General features: G+C 64.5%; 18 protein-coding genes and 2 pseudogenes. All 20 read right to left on the reverse strand.

What is annotated here, in order from left to right:
- Positions 1-14: 14 nt before the first annotated feature.
- On the reverse strand, positions 15-212 hold the full coding sequence (locus ACW4E8_RS39995; protein ID WP_456809521.1) for a hypothetical protein: 198 nt from the start codon (positions 210-212) through the stop codon (positions 15-17).
- Complete coding sequence (locus ACW4E8_RS40000) at positions 212-463, reverse strand: DUF4396 domain-containing protein (RefSeq protein WP_456809522.1); 252 nt, start codon at positions 461-463, stop codon at positions 212-214. Before ACW4E8_RS40000 ends, ACW4E8_RS39995 begins: the two co-directional genes overlap by 1 nt.
- 115 nt (positions 464-578) lie before the next feature.
- The gene (locus ACW4E8_RS40005; RefSeq protein WP_456809523.1) at positions 579-1,352 is read right to left on the reverse strand and encodes a pirin family protein; all 774 of its coding nucleotides are present in this window, start codon (positions 1,350-1,352) and stop codon (positions 579-581) included.
- Entirely contained in the window at positions 1,349-2,575 is a 1,227-nt protein-coding gene (locus ACW4E8_RS40010; RefSeq protein WP_456809524.1) for an EamA family transporter, read from the reverse strand. The genes ACW4E8_RS40005 and ACW4E8_RS40010 overlap by 4 nt, the downstream gene beginning before the upstream one ends.
- 100 nt (positions 2,576-2,675) lie before the next feature.
- The gene (locus tag ACW4E8_RS40015; protein WP_456809525.1) at positions 2,676-2,987 is read right to left on the reverse strand and encodes a hypothetical protein; all 312 of its coding nucleotides are present in this window, start codon (positions 2,985-2,987) and stop codon (positions 2,676-2,678) included.
- A 225-nt stretch (positions 2,988-3,212) separates the two neighbouring features.
- A pseudogene (locus ACW4E8_RS40020) lies at positions 3,213-3,480 on the reverse strand (DNA-binding response regulator); the annotation flags it as partial.
- Positions 3,481-3,557: 77 nt separating this feature from the next.
- A pseudogene (locus tag ACW4E8_RS40025) lies at positions 3,558-4,917 on the reverse strand (epoxide hydrolase family protein).
- 294 nt (positions 4,918-5,211) lie between these two features.
- Positions 5,212-5,997, reverse strand: coding sequence for an SDR family oxidoreductase (locus ACW4E8_RS40030; protein WP_455281238.1), 786 nt, complete (start codon positions 5,995-5,997; stop codon positions 5,212-5,214).
- Between the two features lie 183 nt (positions 5,998-6,180).
- Complete coding sequence (locus tag ACW4E8_RS40035) at positions 6,181-7,554, reverse strand: MmgE/PrpD family protein (protein ID WP_456809536.1); 1,374 nt, start codon at positions 7,552-7,554, stop codon at positions 6,181-6,183.
- Positions 7,555-7,709: 155 nt separating this feature from the next.
- Positions 7,710-8,585: a polysaccharide deacetylase family protein gene (locus tag ACW4E8_RS40040; protein ID WP_456809526.1), complete on the reverse strand. Its 876-nt coding sequence runs from the start codon at positions 8,583-8,585 to the stop codon at positions 7,710-7,712.
- 65 nt (positions 8,586-8,650) lie between these two features.
- Positions 8,651-9,442 (reverse strand): enoyl-CoA hydratase, encoded by a 792-nt coding sequence (locus ACW4E8_RS40045; protein ID WP_456809527.1) that lies wholly within the window; start codon positions 9,440-9,442, stop codon positions 8,651-8,653.
- Complete coding sequence (locus tag ACW4E8_RS40050) at positions 9,442-10,638, reverse strand: CaiB/BaiF CoA transferase family protein (protein WP_456809528.1); 1,197 nt, start codon at positions 10,636-10,638, stop codon at positions 9,442-9,444. Before ACW4E8_RS40050 ends, ACW4E8_RS40045 begins: the two co-directional genes overlap by 1 nt.
- A complete protein-coding gene (locus ACW4E8_RS40055; protein WP_456809529.1) occupies positions 10,607-12,085 on the reverse strand; it encodes an amidase in 1,479 nt (492 codons plus the stop codon). Before ACW4E8_RS40055 ends, ACW4E8_RS40050 begins: the two co-directional genes overlap by 32 nt.
- Positions 12,082-12,339: a hypothetical protein gene (locus ACW4E8_RS40060; RefSeq protein WP_456809530.1), complete on the reverse strand. Its 258-nt coding sequence runs from the start codon at positions 12,337-12,339 to the stop codon at positions 12,082-12,084. The genes ACW4E8_RS40055 and ACW4E8_RS40060 overlap by 4 nt, the downstream gene beginning before the upstream one ends.
- A complete protein-coding gene (locus ACW4E8_RS40065; protein ID WP_456809531.1) occupies positions 12,336-13,655 on the reverse strand; it encodes an MFS transporter in 1,320 nt (439 codons plus the stop codon). The genes ACW4E8_RS40060 and ACW4E8_RS40065 overlap by 4 nt, the downstream gene beginning before the upstream one ends.
- 355 nt (positions 13,656-14,010) lie before the next feature.
- Positions 14,011-14,670 (reverse strand): GntR family transcriptional regulator, encoded by a 660-nt coding sequence (locus tag ACW4E8_RS40070; RefSeq protein ID WP_456809532.1) that lies wholly within the window; start codon positions 14,668-14,670, stop codon positions 14,011-14,013.
- A 114-nt stretch (positions 14,671-14,784) separates the two neighbouring features.
- Positions 14,785-16,155, reverse strand: a complete 1,371-nt coding sequence (locus ACW4E8_RS40075; protein ID WP_455281222.1) for an MmgE/PrpD family protein — start codon at positions 16,153-16,155, stop codon at positions 14,785-14,787.
- A gap of 633 nt (positions 16,156-16,788) precedes the next feature.
- The gene (locus ACW4E8_RS40080; protein WP_456809533.1) at positions 16,789-18,315 is read right to left on the reverse strand and encodes an efflux transporter outer membrane subunit; all 1,527 of its coding nucleotides are present in this window, start codon (positions 18,313-18,315) and stop codon (positions 16,789-16,791) included.
- A 162-nt stretch (positions 18,316-18,477) separates the two neighbouring features.
- Positions 18,478-21,657 carry an efflux RND transporter permease subunit gene (locus tag ACW4E8_RS40085; protein WP_456809534.1) on the reverse strand — a complete coding sequence of 1,060 codons (3,180 nt, stop codon included), beginning with the start codon at positions 21,655-21,657 and terminating at the stop codon, positions 18,478-18,480.
- 13 nt (positions 21,658-21,670) lie between these two features.
- Entirely contained in the window at positions 21,671-22,882 is a 1,212-nt protein-coding gene (locus ACW4E8_RS40090) for an efflux RND transporter periplasmic adaptor subunit (RefSeq protein ID WP_456809535.1), read from the reverse strand.
- Positions 22,883-23,321 lie beyond the last annotated feature (439 nt).

The following is a 23,321-nucleotide window of genomic DNA, read 5'->3' on the forward strand; positions in this document are numbered from 1 at the left end:
GGAGACATAATCGGTCAGCCGGAACAACATGGCCTTGTCGAACGACACCAACTGCAGGGCATCCTTCTCCAGCGCCCGGCGCACGACGATGTACGCACCCGCTCCGGCAGGTGCTCGCGGCTGGGGTAAATGGCGAACATCTTGCGCGGCTCGGCACGCCAATCGTCCAGCGCGGTCTCCAGCCGACCCTCGGCGATTTCGGTCCGCATCATCACGCGGGGAGCCAGTCCCACGCCGACGCTTCGCCGCCGAGGCGGGGCGGGCTGTCAACGATAGGGCAACATGGCCACGAGGCAGTGTCGGCGGCCAGCGCCAGCCGCGCCGCCTGACGCCACGCCATGCCTTGCCGGCGCGTCGGCACGATGGTGAAAACGTAGCCGAAGGCAAACGCAAACGCGACTGGAGCACGACTTGGCGGCCCTGGAATTGCGCGCCGGCGAGCACGTTGCTCGACACTGAACACGCCCCTTCGCCGCCGGCGAGCGCCGTGGCGCCGTGGGCGTGCAGCCGGTGATCTCGTCCATCTTCACCAGCTGGAGCAGTAGAGGACGACGATGCGGGGCTTGACAGGGACTCCTTCAAGGGTTCGTGTGAAGGGTTGGGGACGCGGTCAGGCCGGTTCGCGGGTCGACCGCGGCGGTGTCGAAGCGCAGGAGCTCGGCCGACGACGCCGCCTGCAGCTGCAGCTGAGGCGCGCCGTCGAAGAACACGATTGCGTCACCGTCCTGGAGGACGACGCGGCCGAGGCCGGCGCCGTGCACTTCGATGCACCCCTGCATCAAGTGCAGGTAGAGGCCGCCCGTGACGCGTGCAGGTATCTCGAGCGCCTGGCCCGGTGCGGCGCTGCCGAGGGCGAGCATCACGTCGACGCCAATGTCCAGCGCACCGTCCTGCGGCTGCGGCGACACCAGTGTGCGCCAGGCGCCGGGCGTGGGCGCCTGGTACGGGAGCCGTTCGACAGCCGGTTCGAGACCAGTGGTGGACGGCGCAAACCAGAGCTGGAAATGGTGGTCGACCTCGTGCGACGAAACGTTCCACTGCCGATGGCGGATGCCGCGTCCGGCGCGCATCCACTGCAGTTCGCCGGGCCGTACCAGCATCTCGCGGCCCTGGCTGTCGCGATGCTCGACGGCGCCGCTGCGCGGCAGCATGACGATCTCGAGGTCGCGGTGCGGGTGCATCGGGAAGCCGGTGCCCGGCTGCACGCGGTCCTCGTTGAGCGCCAGCAGCGGGCCGAAGCGCGGGCGATGCGGATCAAGGTGGTCGGCGAAGCTGAAGCTGAAGCTCGCGTCGAGCCAGGCGGTACGCATCGTGCCGCGCTCCGCGCCGCGGCGGATCTCGAATGGGCTCATACCGGCGTCCCCTGGTCGCGGCGAACCGCAACGGGCATGGGGGCCCGCGCTGGCCACTGCAGCAGAAGCAGCGCCGCGAACACCAGCGCGGCCGCGGGCCACACCGTCCAAGGCAGTCGCTCGCCGAAGGCGAAGGTCCCGATCGTTACCCCGGGGAGCATCATCACGTAGCCGATGAAGCTGAAGGTCACCGGTTCGGCCCGCCGCTGCAGCGCGAAGTAGAAGAGGTAGCCGATGGTGAGCACACCGGCCTGCAGCGCCAGCCAGGCGAGGGCCGGGGCCGTCAGCGGCGGCGCGATGTTGTCCAGGGCGAGGCCGGCGAGCGCGAGCATCGACGACGAGGCCAGCAGCGTGCTCGACGACATCCACTCGCCGCTTGCGCCGGGCGGCATGCGGCGTGAGCGGTAGACGTTGGCCGCGCCGATCGAGGCCGGAATGGCCAGCGCCATGGCCAGCAGCGGCGGCGTGGCCTCGAACGAACCGCCGCGGCCGGCGAGCATCAGCAGCGCCCCGGACAGGCCGAGCCCGACTGCGACCGCGCGGCGTAGCGCAAGCCGTTCGAGACCGAGCAGCACCGTGACCAGCAGCGTGAACACTGGCGGCAGCGTCAGCGACAAGGATGCGAAGCCGGCGCCCGCCTGCGAGGACAGCCAGAACACTGCGGTCATCGGCAGCGCGTGGCCGAACAGGCCAGCGACGCTGCCGAAGCGCACCAGGCGCGGCAGGTCGGCAGGACGTCCTTGCCGAAGCAGCCCGATCGCACCGAGCAGCAGACCGGCTGCCAGCGTGGGCCATAGCGCGAAGGCGAGTGCGCCCACGCCGTGGTGCGCCGCTGCCTTGGCGATCGGTGCGCCGAGGCCGAGGGTGATGCCGGTACCCAGCAGCAGCGGCCAGAGTCGGGACAGGTTCATGGGGTGAAGCCTCCTTGTCGATGTCAGGCTCAGTCTAGGCGCCGGGTTGCTGCCGATCGAGAGGCGCCGTGGAACTTCACCGTTCACGCTGGGTGTGGAATCGACGCAGCCCGCTTGACCTTGACACTTTGGCAAGGTCGACAGTGGTGCACGCACATCCGACGACACCTGGAGCACGTAGGCCAGCCCTTGCTGCAGCAGCATCTGAATCTCGGACAGGTCGCTTACCATTTTTCGCTTCTCCTCGGAATCCTCGGCCATCTCGGCGCGCAGCTTCATCCGCGTGATCGGCGTCTGCAAGTCGTGGGACATAGCCGCAAGGATCTGCAAGCGTTCCGCGACAGAATGTGCGATACGCTCGCTCATCGCATTGAAAGCCCGCGCCGCGCGCGCCGCTTCAGTCGGGCCGCTCTCATCGATTTGTGGCGATTTCGGCGTTCGGAGTCAGTGCGTCGGCCGCATCGGCCAGTGTCTTCAGCAGGCGTATGGCCAGCCGCACGGCGAACCAGCAGCACGCGATCAGCGGAAGCGACGAGATCAGCAGAAGCAACTGAAACACCAGCACGTAGGGCAGCCATTGAGCGAGCCGCGTCGTGCGCGGATGCACGTCCATTGTCAGCGGAATGCCGTCGATTCGCTGCGTGATGTACCTGCCGCGTTGGGGCATTTCGGGCACGCCTGGAAAACTCGGCCGCAGCATGTACTGGTAATTGCCGCGAATCACGCGCGGCAGCCATTGCGTGCGTTCCGCCGTGGACAGCCCGGACCGGGATCGCCACCGATGTGGCTACGTCCGTTTCCAGCGTAGCCAGCACCACCTGCCGTGCCGACATGTGGGAGTCCGAGAACAGCACTGCGAACGAGATCAGGTGGGCGACGAGCGTGCCCGCCAGCAGGATCAAGAGCAATCGCAACCCCAGCGAGCGCGGCCAGTGCCAGATGCGTAGATTCACTGACGGACCTCCTTGATCTCCACGGGCATCGGGAGCATATCGGCCTCGCTGCGCGCGGTCCTGGTATAGGCCAGCTCGCGCGCATCGTCATTCAGGCGTTGGCGAGGTCGGCTGACGTGCAGGTCAACCGAGCGTTCGATTAGCATACGCGTGCGCCGTAGTACGGCCTTGATGCGCGCCAGTAGTTCGCGGGCGGCGAACGGGCTTGTCCTGACAGTCGCTGGAGTCCATTTTCAAGCGGATGATGCGATCGGTTTCGTGGTCAGCATGAGGAAGCTCTGTGCTTGCCGGCAAACAAGAACGCCACGTAGGCTTCCATGCGTCCGTGCCTGTTGCATGCATCAAGACAATGCTGCTGCACGCAAGGACCTGAAGCCGACGCGAAGCTCTTCGGCAAAGACCTTGGGCTGCTCCCATGCCGCGAAATGGCCGCCCTTGGCGAGCCGGTTGTAGTGGATCAGCTTTGGATAGGCTCGCTCCGTCCAGCTTTGCGGTGCTGCATAGATTTCGTCGGGGAAGACGCTCACGGCCACCGGAATCTTGAGGTTTTTGACATCGAAGAACGCTAGCTTATTCTCCCAATACAGACGCGCGGAGGAGATGGCGGTCCTTGTCAGCCAATACAGCGTAATGTTGTCGAGGACGTCGTTACGCGTCAGACATTCGCGCTGGCCATCGAACACGCGGGCGATCATCGATTGACTCGCGGCATCCATCGTGATCGAGCATCCAGGCAGCCAGCCCGATGGGAGAATCCTCGATATCGTAGAGCGTCTGCGGACGGTTCGCCATCTCGATCGCGTAGCCGAGCCCGTGCTTGTAGATGGTGTCGAGCTGCTCGTACGCGTGCCGTTCGTCAGCCGAGAGCCCTGCAGGTGCCGGTTCGTTGTACTTGAGCGCCTTCGATATGTTGGCCGGCAGGGTGGCGGGCATGTTGACGTGAATGCCAACCAGTTCGGGGGGCGCGATCAGCACCATCTGCTCGGTGATGGCATCGCCCCAGTCTCCACCCTGTGCCACGTATTGTTTATAGCCGAGGCGGCTCATCAACACGAGCCAGGCACGCGCAATGCGCACCGGATCCCAGCCCGTTGACGTCGGCTTTTCGGAAAACCCATGGCCAGGGATAGACGGAATCACAACGTTGAACGCATCGGACGCCTGGCCGCCGTGGGCCGTCGGGTCCGTGAGCGGACCGATGATTTTCAGTTGCTCGATCACCGAGCCAGGCCACCCGTGCGTGACGATCACCGGTAGCTCATTGGCGTGTTTCGAAGGGACATGAATGAAGTGGATGTCAACGCCATCGATGGTCGTCTTGAACTGCGGCAAGGCGTTGAGCCTGGCCTCGATCTTGCGCCAGTCATGCTGGGTCGCCCAGTACTTGGCAAGCGGCTACATGGTGACCAGACGCACTCCCTGCGATGCGTCCGTGACAGTTTCGCGTGTGGGCCAGCGCGTCGCGGCAATCCGTTGACGCAAGTCGACAAGCGCCTCCTGTGGGAACGAGACGCGGAACGGGCGGATTGCATTAGAGGGCACGGCTGCGTAATCGCCGGCGGCAGCCAGTGCAGCAGTGGCTTCCCCGGAGAGTGTCATCAGCCCCACGCCATAGCCCGCCGCTGCGGCCGAAACGGCGAGGAAATTGCGACGGGTGAGTCGTCGCGCTTCTGGAATCGATGGGGTGTCGGATGATCTCATCTGTTCTCCTTTGGGTGAGTGGATGTCGGCCGCTCGTTCAGCGCGGATTCGACGAAATGCGAGTGTTTGCGGATTGCCCATTACTTGAGGGTCGGCCGGAATTCGCAAATTTCGCCAAAGGGGGCTTAAGTATTTGATCCGGAAAGAAAAAAATCGCCGAACCAGGCACGGTTGTGTCGGCAATGCCGGGCCGTGACGCCGCTATCGCATACGGATGTAGGCACCGGAGAGTCCCGGGTGCAGGTCGCGCAGGGTCGGAGCAACGCTCTGTACGGGTGAGCCGGAATGGAGGCTTCAGCCAATGGATCGGCGCGAGGTAATCCCGCCATCGACGGTAAAGATGGTGCCAGAGGTATAGCCGGACTTGTCGGAAGCGAGATAAACAAACAAGTCGGCGATCTCATCGACGGTTGCTGCGCGTCCAAGCGGATAGTTGGCGAGAAGCTCGGTGTAGCGGTTTGCATCGCCGAACATTCGCTGGGCATGGCTCTTCAGAACCCGTTCGATGCGGTCGGTTTCAACCGGACCAGGGTTGACACCAACTACCCGAATATTGTCATCCGAGAGACTCCGCCCACCCAGGCCACGAGTGAATGCCATCAAGGCTGCGTTACCCGTTGTGCCGGCAATATAGTTGAAATCGAAGTTTTCCCCACCATTGCCGATATTGTTGAGAATTACGCCACCGCCGCGAGCCTTCATGAGCGGATAGATGGCCCGGGTTAAGTTGATGTAACCAAATACCTTCAGCTCCCAGCCCGCACGCCAGCGCTCCTCGTCGACATCCCACAAGTTGCCGCCGGGGATTGCACCAGCGTTGTTGACGAGAATGTCGGTAGATGCTCCGAAGGCAGCGATTTCCCCCACGGCGCCGGGCCGAGTGATATCGACCGCCAGTACATCCGCTTGCACGCCATGCTTGTCCTCTACTTGGAGCGAGAGTCCGAGAAGCTTGTCGGCTGAGCGGGCGACCAAGCGTAGATTGCAGCCTTCTCTAGCGAAAGCCCACGCAAGGCCAGCGCCGATCCCTTGAGAGGCGCCGGTAATCAATACGGTCTTGCCTTTAAGGTTCAGGTCCATTTTTCGATCTTCCTGCCAGTCGTCTGGCGTCGATTAAGTATTGGCGAGCTGCCCTATCTCGTCGATAGCGCTCGGATTGTCAAGGGACGATAGGTCTCCCAGGGGCCTTCCTAGAAGGACTGCGTCATACCTACGAAGGGCCGTCGGATGGAAAGCTCCCCAATCGAGCCAACAAGGGAAACCTCAAGCGGGCGGCGCGAGCAGTGCCGGTGGCACGCACCACGCGCGCATGTCCAGCGCGATAGAAACCAGCCTGCGCGTCTCTACCTCGCTGGCGGCGCCCGATAGCGCTGCCAGGCGCTGCACCTTCTGTGCGATCTCGGCGCGGCTCAGCGTATTTTCCGGATCGCCCTTCGGGTGGAAGACTGTGCGTTCCAGTCGCCGCCCGTCCATGGTCAGCAACCGCACGCGGCCAATCCAGCGCGACGGGTACGCCGCGTCTATCTCTGCATCCGGAACCATGCTGACCCGAGCCCGGAACGCTTCCACGCGCGCATCGGTACGCTGCGGGCCATAGAGTTCGTCCACACCCGCTCGCCCGAATATGGCGATAAGCGACAGGACCGTGCTCATTGAGAACAGCGCTTGATCCACGCTTTGCGGCTCGCGCGTGCAGTGCAGCACGCCTAGCGCGGCGTCGTGCACCAAGGCCGTGACCGTCTGGATTTGCCCGGCCGCCACGCCTTCGTCGCGCATCAACGCCAGCAGCGCGTCCGCGGCGGGATGCGCATGCCGGCAGCATGCGTGCCATTTGAACGACGTTTCCGCGAGCGCCCAACGCGTGCCGAGCCGGTCGGTCAGGCGGCTCGCGTCCGCCTCGCCCGACATCGCCTGTCCCAGCCCTTGGGGGCCGTCAAGCACGCGGCGCGCGCCGGTGAAGCCGTCGCGGGCGAGATAGGCCGAGAGCAGCCCGTCGGCCGAGGCCTTGGCCACGTGCAGCTGGCGTGAGTCTGCCCCGTCCCGCAGGAACTCCCACAGCCCGGCCGCTTGCGTGCCGGCCGAGCCCAACGCGTCGAGCATGCGTGTGGCGTCGAGCTGCAGCAGGCGGCCTACCGCCAGCGCCGCCGCGATGGTGCCCACGGTCGCGGTAGTATGGAAGATCCTGTAGTGCGCGCGGCCGAGATACTCGCCGACCCGAATGCCGGCCTCGTACCCGGCCACGGCCGCGGTGATCATTTCGCGGCCGCTGCTGCCCAGTTCTTGCGCCGCCGCCAGCACCGCAGGAAACACCACCGCCCCGGCATGCAGCACCGCCCCGTTGTGCACGTCGGTCTGCTCCACCACGTTGGACGAGGCGGCGTTGACGAGTGCCGCGAAGTATGGCGAGGTGCGTTGCCGCGAGATCAGCACCTCGCTGGGTCCCACGGCCGGTCCCATCCGCCGCGCGTAGGACTCTATGATGCCCACCGCCCGATTGCCCCGTCCGGCGAGCGAACAGCCCAGCCAGTCGAGAAAGAGATCTTCGGTCCTCGCCACCACGGCGTGCGGTAGATGCTCATAGCGCAGCGCGGCGACAAAGGCGCACAGCTCGGCACCGGGATGATGCTGGCTCACGATACGTCTCCTTCATGGCGGGGTGCGGCAGGAGCGTAGTGCATCGCACCGACGAGCCGCATCTCCGCGAATTGTTCTTCAGCGTGGTCAAGGGTATGCATGAAATGTTTGTCTCCCATTGCAGGCTGTGCGTCGTGCGAGCGCAGGCACGGAGAACCTTACGCCGGCGGAGGCACCTGAGCGGTGTACCAGTCGGCAATCTGCGATCCGGTCATGAAGCACACTCCGGGCGTGCGAAGCAGCGTGTCCAGCATCCGCTCGAAGTCGCCGAAACGGTGCGGCACGCCCATCAGGTGCGGATGCAGACCCAGCGCCAGCACCCGAGGCTCTGTCAAGCTTTCGCGTGCGAAGATCTCGAGCGTGCGCTCCAGCCGGCGCAGGAACTCGCCGCTGGCGTGCTTCTCGATGGCATAGATGATCGAGTCGTTCAGTTCCAGGTTGTAAGGCACCGACAGCAGCGGGCCTTGCCGCGTTGTCAGCCACGCTGGCAGGTCGTCCACCACCCAGTCGAACACGTGGTCCACGCCTGCCTGCCTGAGCAGCTCGGGCGTATCGTCGCTTTCGCGCAGCCCGGGGCTGAGCCAACCACGCGGACGGCTGCCGGTGAAGGCCTCGATCCGGTCCAGGGCTTCGCGGATCGTGGCCGCTTCGTCCTGGCTGTCCTGGATACTTTTCTGGTGCACGCCGTGACCGATAAACTCCCAGCCAGCTTCGTGCATCGCCGCCGCGGCGCCCGGATAGGCGTCGATCACACTGGCGTTAATACTGGTCGATGCGGCGACGCCCCGGCTGCGCAGCGCCTCGATCATGCGCGGCAGGCCACAGCGCATGCCATAGTCGACCCAGCTGAAGTTGGGCACGTCCGGCAATGAGGCCTTGCCGTGCGGCGGCGTGATGATCGTCCTTGGCATTGGACGGTCAAAGGGCCAGTGCTCGACATTGACGACGACATGCACAATGATGCCGCCCTGTGCCGGCGCCGCCAGGCGTGGCCGCTCGCTGGACATCAGGTAAGGAATTCTTGGATTTGCCATGCTCTGCTGAGTTGCCATTCTGATTGAAGGGGTGGATCGGACGGGCGCGGCGGGCTGGTTACGACTTATCGTCCCTGGAACACGGGGGGCCGCCGCTGGGCGAACGCATTGCGGCCCTCGGCATAGTCTGCACTGGCAAAGCAAACCGCAACATCGTGCGCCAGCCGAGCGCGGACCGCTGCCCCCGGATCGATACGCATTGACTCTCGGATCGCCATCTTGGCCGCACGCAAAGTCAGGGGCGCGTTGGCGGCGACGGCGTCGACAGCCGCCTCCACCGATTCAGCGAACGTTTCCTCGTCGAACACCGCATGCACGAGGCCGACGCGCGCCGCCTCTTCAGCGGTATAGGTGCGCGCGGTAAAGAACAATTCCGTCGCATTGGCGGGCCCGAGGATGGCCACCGCACGCTGCATGCCGTCGAACGCATAACCCAGGCCCAACCGCGCGGCGGGCATGCGAAACACCGCCGAAGCGGCAGCAAAGCGCAGGTCACAGGACAACGCCAGGCCGATCCCGCCACCGAAGCAATAGCCCTGGATCGCCGCGATCACCGGGTGGCGGCAGGCTTGCAACGCGGACTGCGCTCGGTCGACCGCTTCGTCGTACGCGTGTATCGCCGCCGCGTCGGCACGCAACGCATTGAACTCTGAGATATCGGCACCGGACACAAAGGCGCGGCTGGCTTCGCCACGCAGCACCAGCGCGCGGACATCGTCGCGCGCATCGAGCTCGGCCACCTGGTCGGCCAGGGCGCGCCACATGCCCAGCGACATGGCGTTAAGGCGCTCGACGTTTGCGATGGTGAGGTGCGCCACGCCCGTGCGCAACGCGAGCCGGATCGTTCCCGCGGCCATCACACCACCTCCATCGCGCGCAGCATGCGGATGTCATCGCTGGAATAACCGATTTCGCCCAGGATCTCCGCGGTATGCTCACCCCACCCCGGCGCGCCGCGCAAGACATCGGCTGCCGTACGCTCAAGCCGGACCGGCTGGGTCACGACACGGCGCGTGGCGCCGGTAGACGCCTCGACCGTTTTGACCACGCCGAGATGGCGGACCTGCGCGTCCTCGAACATCTCAGGAACCGAATACACTGGACCGGCGGGCACGCCGGCCCCGTTCAACGTATCCACCCAGTGCGCGACAGTGCGCGAGGAGAAGACGCGCTGGATTTGCTCGTTAAGCCTTTCTCGGTGTTTCACGCGCAGCTTCTCGTCGGAGAAGTCCGGGTCTTGCAGCCAGTCTGGCCGCTCCAGCAGCTTGCACAAGCGCTGCCAGTTTCCCTCGCCCGATGCACCGAGGTTGAAGAGCCCGTCGGACGCCGAGAAAAGGCCCATGGGCGCGCTGGTCGGGTGATCATTACCTGCCTGTGTGGGCACATCGCCCTCGTTGAGGTAGCGCGCAGCCTGGAAGTCCATCATCGCAATCATGGTATGAAGCAAGGAAGTATGGACCCACTGGCCTTCGCCCGAGGTCTCCCGCTCGAGCAAAGCGATGAAAATACCCAGCGCGGCGTACAGGCCGGCGCTGGAGTCGGCGACCGCGAGCCCGGCACGCACCGGCCCCTGGCCGGGCAGCCCCGTCACCGACATCAGCCCGCCCATGCCCTGTACGATCTGGTCGAAGCCAGGCCGCCAGGCGTAGGGCCCCTGTTGGCCGAAGCCGGAAATGCTCGCCAGGATGATGCGGGGATTGATTGCGCGCAATGACTCGTAATCGACGCCGAGGCGCGCCTTGACATCGGGCCGCCAGTTCTCGACCACCACGTCCGCGTCCCTGACCAGCCGCTGGAACACCGCCAGGCCCTCCGGCTTCTTGAGATTGAGCGTGAGCGAGCGCTTGTTGCGGTTCAGGTTCTGAAAGTCGCCTCCCAGGCGATCGGCGGCGAACATCGCTTCGTTCGGGTCCACGCCCTGAGGCGGTTCCACCCGAATGACGTCCGCGCCGAAGTCGGCAAGCATCCGTACGCAAGTGGGGCCGGCACGTACCCGGGACAGATCGAGGACGCGAAATCGGCTAAGCGCCTTGGACGCGTGGATCGTTGGCATCGTAGCCTCCGTTATTGAAATCATCGAAAGAGGGCGCGCACGCAGCTTGCGTGAGCGTAAAACCATTCGTGCCGAACAGATCCCGCTCGACGCGATAGGCGAAAGACAGGAGCGTCCCCTCGGCATGGGGGCGGCCGATCGCTTGCACCGACACCGGACGGCCGCGCGCATCGTGGCCCACCGGGAACACCACCGCTGGAAAACCGAGGTAATTGACAAAGGACATCAGCCGGTACATGGCGGCCAACGCCTTGCCGTTGAAACCGGCAGAGCGGGTATCGACTTCGGCCCAGTCCGGGACGCCCAGCGGCAGCGCGGGCGTCAACACGATGTCGGCGCCGTCGAACACGGTGTCCAGCATTTGCTGCGCGGCGCTCTCGCGCTTTGCCAGCGCTTCGAGATACCACACCGCTGGTATGGCCAGTCCAGGCAGCGTCACAGCGCGCACAAGACGCCCCAGGCCGCTGTCGGGGTCGCGCAGGCGCGCCCAATGGACCTGGGCGGCTTCGGTATGCAGCAGCGTCTGCGCGGCGCGGTTCAGCGTGTCGATCTGACCAAGGCCGGTGGACGTGGAGCGCAGGCCGGACGGCATGCCGGCTACAAAGCCGTTCAGCACACCCAGCACGTCGCCACGTACCTCAACGGCGTCGAAACAATGACGCAGCCGGATTTCGGGGGTGGCGAGCAGGCTGGCCTGCATAGTGCCGGCGGCCTGGCTCGCCAGGCGCAGCGGCAAGGTCTTGCGGTGCAAGGCCGTCACGGCCAGCAGGCAGGCCGCGTCGGCCGCGGAGCGGGCGATGATGCCCACCGAATCGAGGCTGGGCGCCAGCGGAAACACCCCGCGGGTGGGAATCATGCCGCGCGTGGGCTTGAGCCCCAGCACCCCGCAGGTGGCCGCCGGGATGCGCACGGAGCCGGCCGTATCGGTACCGAGCGAGGCATAGCACAGCCCCCCCGCCACAGCCACCGCCGAGCCGCTGGACGAGCCGCCCACCGCTGCTGCGGCGTCCAGTGGGTTCACCGGTTCACCGGTCTGCGCATTCTCCCCGGTAGCGCCGCAGGCGAACTCGGCCATCTGCAGCGTGGCCAGGTCCAGCGCACCGGCAGCGTCCAGGCGCAGCAATGCCGTGGCAGGCGGCAAGTCATGCGCCTGCGCCGGGGGGATGGTGCGCCCGCAACGCGGCTGCGAGCCAGCGCGGGCGAAGATGTCCTTGTGCGCCAGGCCGACGCCCGCAAGGATTGGTTGCGCTCGCCCTTGGCCAGTGGCGCGGCCCTGGCGCACGCCGGACCGCTGCGGCTCGCACATCTCGACCACGCAGCGCAGGGCGGCGGCCCGGCTGCGCAACCAGTCAAGCTGCGCGTGCGCGGCCTCGTCGGCGTCGAACTGGCCCGACGCGATGGCATCGCGCAGGCCACAGATCGTTGCCGGCAGGCACTGCGCGCTCATTGCCTCATCTCCCTCATCTCCCTCATCTCCCTGATCTCCGTCACGCAGGCAGGCACGTCATTGCGGCATGCCAGGCTGTCCAGAGGGATCGCGAACGACGCGCAAGGCTCGGGCGCCAGCCGCCGCATGGCCTTCTCGATCATCTCCAGTTCCGCCGCGGATGCCTGCACCCCGAGGCATGCGAGTGTCAGTGCGTGAGCCAGCGCCGGCTTTACCGGGGCGCCCATGCCAGGCGCGTTGGTGGCCTGGCTCACTTGGCCTTCCGGACGAAGGCGAGGATCAGCACCGTCGCCATTAACTCGAGCGCCGCGACGAAGTACAGGCCAGAGGACAGCTTGCCAGTTGACGTTTTCAGGGAGCCGATGAGGTACGGGGCCGCGAAGCCTGCCAGGTTGCCGATCGAATTGACCAGCGCGATCCCGCCGGCGGCGGCGGTTCCGGTCAGGAAGGCCGTGGGCAGAGACCAGAAAACCGGAAACGCGGCGAGGATGCCCACCGCTGCCAGCGACAGCGCGCACAGCGCCGCCACCGCGTTTCCCAGCGTCATTCCGGTCAGCGCAAGGCCCGTCGCGGCAATCAGCGTGGCAAACGCGCAGTGCAGCCGGCGCTCACCTGTCTTGTCCGAATGCAAGCCACTCCAGACCATTGCGCACGTTCCAACAACAAACGGGATCGACGACAACAAGCCGATATGCAGCCTGTCATCGACACCGAGATCCTTGATGACCGAGGGCGCCCAGAAGGCGATCGTTGCATTCCCGCTCACGATGCAAAAATAGATGGCCGCGCAGAGCCAGACACGCGCATTGGTGAAGGCCGCCTTCAGCGAGGAATGCTTTTTCCCCTGGCTGTTTTCCGCCTCCAGCGCCGCGATGATGGCGTGCTGCTCCGCGGCTGTCAGCCAGCGCGCGTTCTGCGGCTTTTCCGGCAGGTAGAACAGCGTGGCGATACCGGCCAGCACCGAAGGCACGCCTTCGATCAGGAAGAGCCATTGCCAGCTCGAATACATGCCCACGCCTTCCATGGAACTCATGATGAGGCCCGCCAACGGACCGCCGATGACGCCGGCGATGCCGAACGAGGTCAGGAACAGGCCGTTGATGGATGCGCGGCGCTCGGCCGGGAACCAATAGGTGAGGTACAGGATGACGCCGGGGAAGAAGCCGGCCTCAAAGGCGCCGAGCAGGAAGCGCAGCACATAGAACTGCGTCGGCGTCTTCACGTAGATCATCGCCATCGAGGCCAAACCCCACAGGATCGTGATACGAGCCAGCGTGCGCCGCGCGCCGATGCGTTCCAGCAGCAGATTGCTGGGGACCTCGAACACGAAGTAGCCGATGAAAAAGACACCCGCGCCCAGCCCATAGACGGCTTCGCTGAAGTTCAGGTCGCCCAGCATCTGCAGTTTGGCGAATCCGACATTGACCCGGTCGATCCAGGCCAGAAGGAATAGCAGCGCCAGGAATGGCACGAGCCGGAACGCGATCTTGCGGTAGGTGGCTTCCAGAAAAACCTCCTGGCCGGTGGCGTCCGCGCGCAGGCCCGGACGCGTCAAAGAAGTTGAAGTCATGATCCCCTCCAAATTTGTTCTATGTTGCTCTGTGTAACGAGCCCTGCCCAGGGCGCATGGGATGACGAAAACCACAGCTCCACAGGATGCTCTGTTTCGTATAAATATATTTATACACGTCAAAAAAGTACTTTTCAATGAAGGGTTTACATCTAGGCGGCTGCGTATCGTCCAATTGCACAATGCGGAATGCAGCCAAGGGCCGCGCAGGGACTACGCGTGCGACGTGAGAAGAGAGGACGTGGAAGCCGTGCTCAGCACAGCCGTGTCGTGCGCGCCCTGCGGGGACGTAAAGTCTGGGAGGAAAGAGGGAGAAAGAGAGGCGCGGCGCATGCCGCCGCGCCGGGGCGCCCGTTCAGGCGAGCAGATCGTGCGGCAGCGTGGCCACGAAAGAGGCGAAGCCCTGCATGCCGAGCCCGGGACTCAGATGGCGCACCATGGCGTCGTAGGCCGCGGCGGAATCCCGTTTAGCAACGGCGTCGGCAATCTCGGCGTGCTGCTCCCAGGACTTGCGCAGTTTGCCGATGGCGGCGAAAGCATGCTGCCGGTAAGCGCCAGTGCGGGAACGAACGCGTTGGATTTCCTCGCGCAGGAAGGGATTGCGGCAACCCGTGTACAACACTTCGTGGAAGGCAAGATTGGCGTCCCGCCAGGATTCTAGATCGTTGGCCTCGACGATCGGTTCGGCACTGGCCTGCACCTGCAGCAGTTCCTCTCGCTCCTTGTCTGTCATGCGCTCGCATGCGAGGCGCGCGCACAACCCTTCCAGTTCTGCAAGCAATTCCCATAGGGCAAGAAGCTGCTTCAGGCTAATCTTGGTCACCGACATGCCACCGCGTGGATGACTGGTGAGCAGTTCCTGCGCTTGCAGTTGCAGCATGGCCTCTCTCAGCGGTGTACGCGAGACCGCGTAACGCCGCATCAACTCGGCTTCGTTGATCGGCGTGCCGGGCAATAACGTACCCGTGCGGATGCCATTTTCAATCGTAAGCCGTATTCGTTCAGCCGCCTTCACGTGGGTGCCTTTCCTGAGGAGGATTGGGTTCGGTATGATGATGCCGGAGCGTATAAATATATCAGACGAGCGCATCCGTAGCCTGCCAGTGTGCCGTATGTCCACACAGGCGGCTCAGGCGGGCGCCGCGACGGTGGCCAGGTCCACGATGCGGCGGATATCCGGCACCACCTCCAGCGCATCGAGCACGTCGAGCAACGCGCCGGCCTGGGCTGCCGTAAATGCCACCGGCGAGGATGCCAGGCATGCCTCGAATTTGCGCACCTGGCGATCCCGCCCGAAGGGGCGTTCGGGATGCCCGAGCACAGCCGGCAGATCCAGCGCGCAGGTCTGCCCGCCGCGGAGCACAACTTCGACACGCTGAGGCCCCAACGCATTAACGTCCGCGACGTCATTGGCAAACACCTCGACACGTTGCGCCGTTGCCAGCCGCAGGGGATCCGCGAGCTTTTCCGGGTCGAAGTCCTCGATGCGCACATCCGTCGTCAGCAAAGCGGTCGCGACGGTATAAGCCAGGCAGAGCTTCGCGTAGGCGGCATCCATGCCGGGAACCGCCGGCCGGCCTACCAACCGCCCCACCAGCGGCGGCGCAAATACACGCACCCGCTCGACGTCGGACGCCGCAAAACCATGCCGCGCCTGCAGCGTGAGCACCCCGTCGATACCGCCGTGGCAGGCCCTGCCAGTCGGGAACGGCTTGTGGCTCATGCGGGAGATTTGGAACGTCTTGCCCAGGTCCGCACTCGCGCCCGGCCAGTCGGGCTGGCCATCGAACAGGGCGAAATAGCCGTACGGGCCCTCCAGGATGTCCTTGGGCCCGACAAAGCCCGCGCACGCCAGGTCGAACGCGGTCATCGCGGCGCGCGCGTTGAGACCGACCTGCAGCGCCACGGTCGGTGTGCCCTCGATGTGCGCCTGCATCGTCCCCGACAGATGGCTGTACATGATCCCCATCGCGTTCTGCAGCGTATCCCGGTCCAGCTTTGCCAACTTGCACAATGCGGCTGTCGCGCCGAGCGCGCCACACATCGCCGGCCGGAAGAAGCGCATGGGCGCACCTTGGGCCATGCCCACATAGGCAGCGAAATCAACACCGAGCGCCAGCGCCAGGATCAGGTCTTTGCCGCTCGCTCCACCCTGGCGCTCGGCCAGCGCAAGCAGGGCCGGCATGATCGAGGCCAGGGTGTGCACCACCGCGCGGTCATGGACGCAGTCGAACTCCTGGTTGTGGATCTGGTAGGCATTCACCATCACCGCCGAGGGTGGCGGCAAGCGTTCGCCGGTTGCCAGCACGCGCGCCTCGGGCGTTCCACCCCAGGCCAGCGCCACCTGCTTGACCATGCCTGTGCAGGGGTGGCGAGCACCCGAAATCCCCACCGCGATGCTATCGAGAATGAAGACCTTTGCGGCAGCAATGTCGCATGGGTGGAGGTCTTCATAACGGGTATCGAGCACATGTTCGAGCAGCTGTGCCATTGCAGCCATGCCGGCCTCCCTACCTGTTCAGTGAAGTGTGTCAATTATAGTTTCTGTAAAAATATTTACAATGGATAAATGTATCTTTATAGCATTGATGGAGAACGCGCCAAAGCGGGCAAAGGGAGCTGGTGCCGATGACCGTCCATCCAGCCCCGGACTTGCCCCTGAGGCTCAGGTGCGGCGCAGTTGGACCATCGCCTCTAAGGGCGCCGCTTACGCGTCCCCTGCGCTCGGTCAATCGTTAGAGGGATATAGACGTCGACAGCCCGCCGGCTGAGGGGCAGTCCCGGCGACTCGACGTGTCCGTTCAACCGGTTGCCGGAAGGATCCTCAAGGTTGCCAAAGACGGCCAGCGTGTACCGCGATTTCGCCGATCCCGATGAGGACACATCAGCGCAATCCTGAGCGCAGGCGCAGGCGGTGCCGGTATCCGTTCAGCGAGACTGCCAACTTCCCATCGCGCGAAACAGATCCCGCTTTCGGAGGATGCCTTCAAAACGTGTGCGCTCTTTCGCGGACACGCTTGAAGGCAACGCTGCCGCTTCAGGCGTGTCTTCAGGCGAGAGCCTACATCGCCAACGGCAATGCGCGCACTAAGCGGAATGATCGAGCGGTGTGGAAGGGACCGGCAGCCGGCAGTCAATCGGTGCCGACCAAAGTGACGGCCCTGCTCACGCCATTGTCGGCACTAGTCTCCGGCAGCGGCCCCCAGCCTCCGCCGAGGCTGCGTACGAGCGACACGGTCGCAGAAGCACGCAGGCCCGCCACCGTATTGGCATCGCGCTGCGATTGCAGCACCGTGCGGTCGGCATCGATTACGGTCAGGTAATCGGCGGCACCGGCGTCATAAAGGCTGCGCGAGATGCGCTGCGCGCGCTTGGTGCCGGCGATCGCACTATCCAGCGCCGTGCTCTGCTGGCTCAGCCAGCGCACATCCGCCAGGCTGTCCTCGACTTCACGGAACGCGGTCAGCACGGTCTGCCGATACGCGGCCACGGATTCCTCATGCGCCGCACGTGCGCCGGTCAGGTTCGCGCTGTTACGGCCGCCATCGAACACGGTCTGCGCGATGGTCGAGCCGACCAGCGGACCGACAGCCCATGCACGCGACGAGTATTTGAACAGGTCCGCGAAGTTCGACGACTCGAAGCCTAAGAACGCCGACAACGAAATGCGCGGGAAAAACGCGGCACGGGCCACGCCGATCCGCGCATTGGCGGCGGCCATCCGCCGTTCGGCCTGCGCGATATCGGGACGACGCTCGAGCAGTTCGGACGGCATGCCCGCCGGAATCGACAGCGGCGTCGGCTTCAGCGCCTTCGCAGACAGCGTGAACGCCGCCGGCGGCAGCCCCGTCAGCACGGCCAGCGCATGCTCCTGATTGGCACGGTGACGCTCGGTCGCGGCCAGTTCGGAACGCGCGGTACCGAACTCGGCTTCGGCACGGGCCGGGTCGAAATCGGTGGTTTGGCCGGACTCGAAGCGCTTGCGCATCAGGGTCAGCGCCTCCTCGCGGAGCTTGATTGTGGCATTGAGGATGTCGCGGTCGCTGTCGAGCGTGCGCAGCTGGAAGTACGCCTGCGCCACGTCCGCCTGCAACGCGAGCTGCACCGAACGGAACATCTTCCGCGCGGCTTCGTCGTCGGCACGCGCTGCGTTCACGCTGCTGGCCACGCGTCCGAACAGGTCGAGCTCGTAGCTGGCGATGCCACGCGCACGAATCAGCGTCTGCACCGGCGGCGTGCTGCCGCCGAGGTAGCCAACCGACGCGTTCGAATACTGCGTACGCGTCGGGTCCACGCCCAGGCTCAGATGCGGATACAGGTCCGCCTCGGTGGCGCCGGTGAAGGCGCGCGCCTGTTCTACGCGCGCCGCGGCGGCTGCGAGGTCCTGGTTGTTGGCGTTGGCGGCGTCGATCAGCTTGTTGAGCGCCTCGTCGCCGAACACCTTCCACCATTCGCCGCGCGCCTGGCCGTCGGCCGGCGTCGCGGTCTTCCAGAGCACACCTTCGGTCTGCGCGGCCTCGGCTTCCTTGAAGCCTGCCGTGGTGGCGGTCTCCGGCACCTTGTAGGTAGGTGCCAGCGAGCAGCCCGCCAGTATCAGTGCGGTGGCCAGGGTGGCCACGCGGGACAACGGGTTGGTCAATTGGGTCAATTGGGCAATCATGATCGTTTTCTCGTTTGGGCTCTCTTCCCTCTCCCGCGGCCCTTCTCCCGCCTGGCGGGAGCAGGGAGCAAACAGCGAGGCGCTGTCAAACGCTTTTGGCAAGTCCCCTCTCCCGCGCACGGAGTGAAGTTCGGGAGAGGGAAAAAGGCATATCAACCTGCATCATTCCGCCGAAGCCGTCTCATGACTCGGGTGTGGCGCCGCCAATTCCTTGCGCTGACGACGTGTAGCCAGCCGGCGCAATACGACATAAAACACCGGCGTCAGGAACAGCCCAAAGATCGTCACACCCAACATGCCCGCGAACACGGTGACACCCGTGGCCTGCCGGACTTCGCTGCCGGCCCCGGTGCTTACGAGAAGCGGCACGGACCCGGCAATGAACGCCACCGAGGTCATCACAATGGGCCGCAAACGCAGGCCGCATGCCTCCAGCGCGGCTTCGACGATGCCCTTGCCCTGCATTTCCAGTTCGCGGGCAAATTCAACGATCAGGATGGCGTTCTTGCAGGCAAGCCCCATCAGCACCACCAGACCAATCTGCACGAAGATGTTGTTGTCACCTCCCGTCATCCAGACGCCCAGCAATGCCGCGCAGATACATACCGGCACGATCAGAATCACGGCCAGCGGCAAGGTCCAGCTCTCGTAGAGCGCAGCCAGGACCAAGAACACCAGCACCACGGCAAGCGGGAAGACGACCAATGCGGCATGGCCCTGCGTCACCTGCTGGTAGCTCAGGTCGGTCCACTCGAGTTCGATTCCCGGCGGCAGTACGCGCGCGGCGATCTCCTGCAGCTTTTCGATCGCCTGCGCCGACGAAAGCACCCGCGGATCGGCATCGCCGATGAGATCCGCAGCGGGGTAGCCGTTGTATCGAACAACTGGGTCCGGACCATAGGTCTGGCGGATAGTGGTCATGGCACTGACGGGGACCATCTGCCCGCTTGCATTCCGCACGCGCAGGTTACCGATGTCCTCCGCCTTCTGCCGGAAGCTGGCATCCGCCTGCAGCAGGACGCGATAGACGCGCCCGAACAGGTTGAAGTCGTTGATGTAGACGGAACCGAGATAGGCCTGCAGCGTGTCGAACAAATCGGGCAGCGCCACCCCTTGCGCGCGCGCCTTGTCACGGTCCACCTTGACCTCGAATTGCGGAATGTTGGCCTGATACGCGCTGACGGGATACGTCATGCCGGGCGTCTGGGCGACAGCCGCCTGGAACTTGTTCAGTGCCTCCTGCAATGCGCCGTAGCCCAGCCCGCCACGATCCTTGAGGTACAGCGAGTAGCCGGAACCGTTGCCCAGGCCCTGAATCGCCGGCGGCATCAACGCATAGGCAAAGCCTTCCTTGATCGTCGAGAACTTCGCACTCAGTTCCGCGACGATCTCCTTTGCGGAGCGCGTACGTTCATTGAACGGCTTAAGAATGATGTACGACGCTGAGACGTTCGGCGTGTTGGTCTGCTGCAGTGCATTGAACCCAACATAGGCCGGTACCAGATCCACACCCTCGACGCTCTCGGCAATCTCGCCCATGCGACGCGTGACGGCGTCCGTGCGCGACAGCGAGGACCCTTCCGGCAGCTTCGCCCCGCCAAACAGGTAGAGCTTGTCCTGGTTCGGAATAAAGCCGCCTGGCACTATCTGGAAGAGCACGGTGGTCGCGCACAGCAATGCGCCGTATGTCAGGAACACCGCACCGCGCCGGCCCAGCATGCGGCCGACGCCACGCTTGTAGCTGTCGGAACTGCGATGGAAGAAGCGGTTAAACGGACGGAAGATCCAGCCACACGTGCGCTCGATGAAGCGCGCCAGCGCATCCTTCGGCGCCCCATGCCCGCGCAGCAGCTTGGCGGCGAGTGCCGGCGACAGCGTCAGCGAGTTGACGGCGGAGATGACTGTCGAGATCGCGATTGTCACGGCGAACTGCTTGTAGAACTGGCCAGTCACACCGTTCAGGAACGACATCGGCACGAACACCGCGCACAGCACGAGCGCAATCGCGACGATCGGCCCCGACACCTCCCGCATGGCCTGATGCGCCGCAGCCCCTGGACTCATTCCCGCTGCGATATAGCGTTCCACGTTCTCCACCACCACGATCGCATCGTCCACGACGATCCCGATCGCCAGCACGAGGCCGAACAAGGTCAGCGTGTTGATAGAATAGCCAAACAGATAGAGGAAGGCGAACGTCCCGACCACCGACACCGGCACCGCCAGCAAGGGGATGATGGAAGCCCGCCAGTTCTGCAGGAACAGAACCACCACGAGCACGACCAGCACCACTGCCTCAATCAGCGTATGTTGGACCGCCTTGATCGATTCCCGCACGAATACCGTCGGGTCCCAGACGGCGCGATACGTGATGCCAGCAGGAAAATGTTTGGAAAGCTCGTTGAACTTCTTGTACACCTCGGTGGCCACACCCAGCGAATTGGAGCCGGGTGACAGAAAAATGCCGACGGTTGCCGCATTCTTGTTGTTGTTCAGCACGCGCATGCTGTAGTCGCCCGCGGCGAGCTCGATGCGAGCGACATCGGACAGGTGAACAAGCTGACCATCCGCACCCGTCTTGATCACGATGTTGCCGAACTCGCTCTCGGTGCGCAGGCGGCCTTGCACGTTGATCGAGACGAGGAACTCGGTCGACTTCGGCGACGGATCGGCACCAAGCTGGCCCGCCGAGACTTGCACGTTCTGTCCGCGCACGGCATCGATGGCATCCTTGGCGGTCAGGCCGCGCGTGGCCAGCTTGTTGGGATCGAGCCAGACGCGCATGGCGTAGTCACCCGAACCAAAGATGCCGACGTCGCCAATGCCCTGAATGCGCGACAGCTCATCCTTGACATGCAGCACCAGGTAATTACGCAGGTAGAGCGAATCGTAACGATTGTCTGGCGAATACAAGGACACGTACATCAGCGGCGTCGGCGACTGCTTCTGCGTCGTCACGCCGAATTGCCGCACCTGGTCCGGCAGCCGGCTCAGTGCCTGGCTGACGCGGTTCTGCACGCGCACGGCGGCCGTGTCCGGATCGATGCCCGGCAGGAAGGTCACCACGACCTGCAGGTTGCCGTTCGAGGCCGACACCGACTTCATGTACATGATGCCTTCCACGCCATTGATCGCTTCTTCCAGTGGCGTGGCCACGGATTCGGCAATCTCCTTCGGGTTCGCACCGGGAAAGGTGGCCTGCACGATGACGGTGGGCGGCACCACTTCCGGATACTCGCCTGAAGGAAGCAGGGGTATCGCGATCAGTCCCGCCGCGAAGATGAGAATCGACAGCACTATCGCAAAGATCGGGCGGTCGATGAAGAATTTGGAGAAGTCCATAGCTCAGCAGTCTTCAGTTCCTGGTCAAGGGCGTTGCGCCTGGCTCCGCCGGCGCGGTAGCAGCCTGCGCCATGCGCACCTCCTTGGGCTTGACCGGCGCACCGGAGAAGAAGACACGCTGCAAGCCGGAGACGATGATCTTGTCGCTCGGCTTCAAACCGGCTTCGACGACCCGCCGCCCGTCGACGAGCCGTCCCACCACGATGTCCTTGCGGACCGCCTTGTCACCGTTATCTAGTGCGTACACATACTTACGGTCCTGGTCTGTCAGGACCGCGCGGTCGTCGACCAATATCGCGGTGGAAGCACCATGGGGCGCGAACCGGACGCGCGCGTACAGTCCCGGCGTCAACGCCTGATCGGCGTTGCGCACGACCGCACGGGCGCGAATCGTACCCGTGGCCGGATCGAGCTGGTTGTCGATGAAGCCGACGGTTCCCTCACGAGGAAAGTCCTGCTCGTTGGCGAGGGCGATACGCGCCGTCACGCCGGCATCCTTGCCACCATGCTTCGCCAGACTGGCCTGATAACGGAGGTAGCTGTGTTCATCCGGATCGAAGTAGATGTACATCGGATCCTGCGAGACAACGGACGTCAGCACCGATTGATCGGCCACCGCCAGGTTGCCGACCGTGAGCGCCGCACGGCTCGCACGACCGTCGATCGGCGAGCGGACCGAGGCATATTCCAGGTTGAGCCGCGCGGTGGACACCGCGGCTTCGGCCGCGTGCACGTCGGCGTCGCTCTGCACGCGGGCGGCGTGACGTGCCTCGCCCTCCTCGACCGACATGGCGCGCGCGTCGATTAGGGACTGCGCCCGGCGATCCTGCAGCTGGGCCTTCTGTGCGGTGGCGCGAGCGCGCTCCAGCTCCGCCGTGGCCGCCTCAAGTGCCGCCTTGAACGGGCGTTTGTCCAGTTCGAACAGGACGTCGCCCTTGCGCACCGGACCGCCTTCCCTGAACGCCATGCGCTCGACATAGCCAGTGACGCGCGGCTTGATGTCCGCCGACTCGATGGCACTGACCCGGCCGTTAAACTCATCCCACTGCACCACTTCCTTCAACAGCACCTGTGCGACGTCGACGTCCGGTGGCGCCGCGCTCGCGGTCTTGTCATGGTCGTTACAGGCAGACAGCAGCAACGCCAGAGAGAGCAATGGGGGCGCGGCGCGGCGTAGGGTCAGCGGTCCGGATTTGTGCGTGTTGCGCATGGTTGCATCGTTCATGAACGTTTTCCGTTGCAAATGGATACAGGCAGGAATTCACGGCAAGCGAATCCCCGGCCACCTGCGGACGGGATATCCGCAGGCGCTAGATGGTCCGGTTAGAAAAGGAGGCTTAATCGAAGGATCAAGACAGCGTCATGGCAGGCTGCGGCGCGTCCTCTCCATGTGCCTATGCAAGGCCTGCACCTTCCACAATGCAGCGCGCCGGATTCGGCGGCGTTTCGTCAAGAAGGCGGCCTCCATGAAAATTCCCGAGGTTTGCGACCAGCCCTCAAAAACTTCGATCTCGCGGATCGAAGTAAGTATCTAAGGGCGCCGCTTATGCGTCACTAGCGCTCGGTCAATCGCTAGAGGGATGTAGACGTCGGCAGCTGCCGACTCAGGCGCAGTCCCGGGCGACTCGAAGTGTCCGTTCAACCGGTTGCCGGAAGGATCCTCA

The sequence above is a fragment of the Cupriavidus sp. CP313 genome (assembly GCF_054072015.1).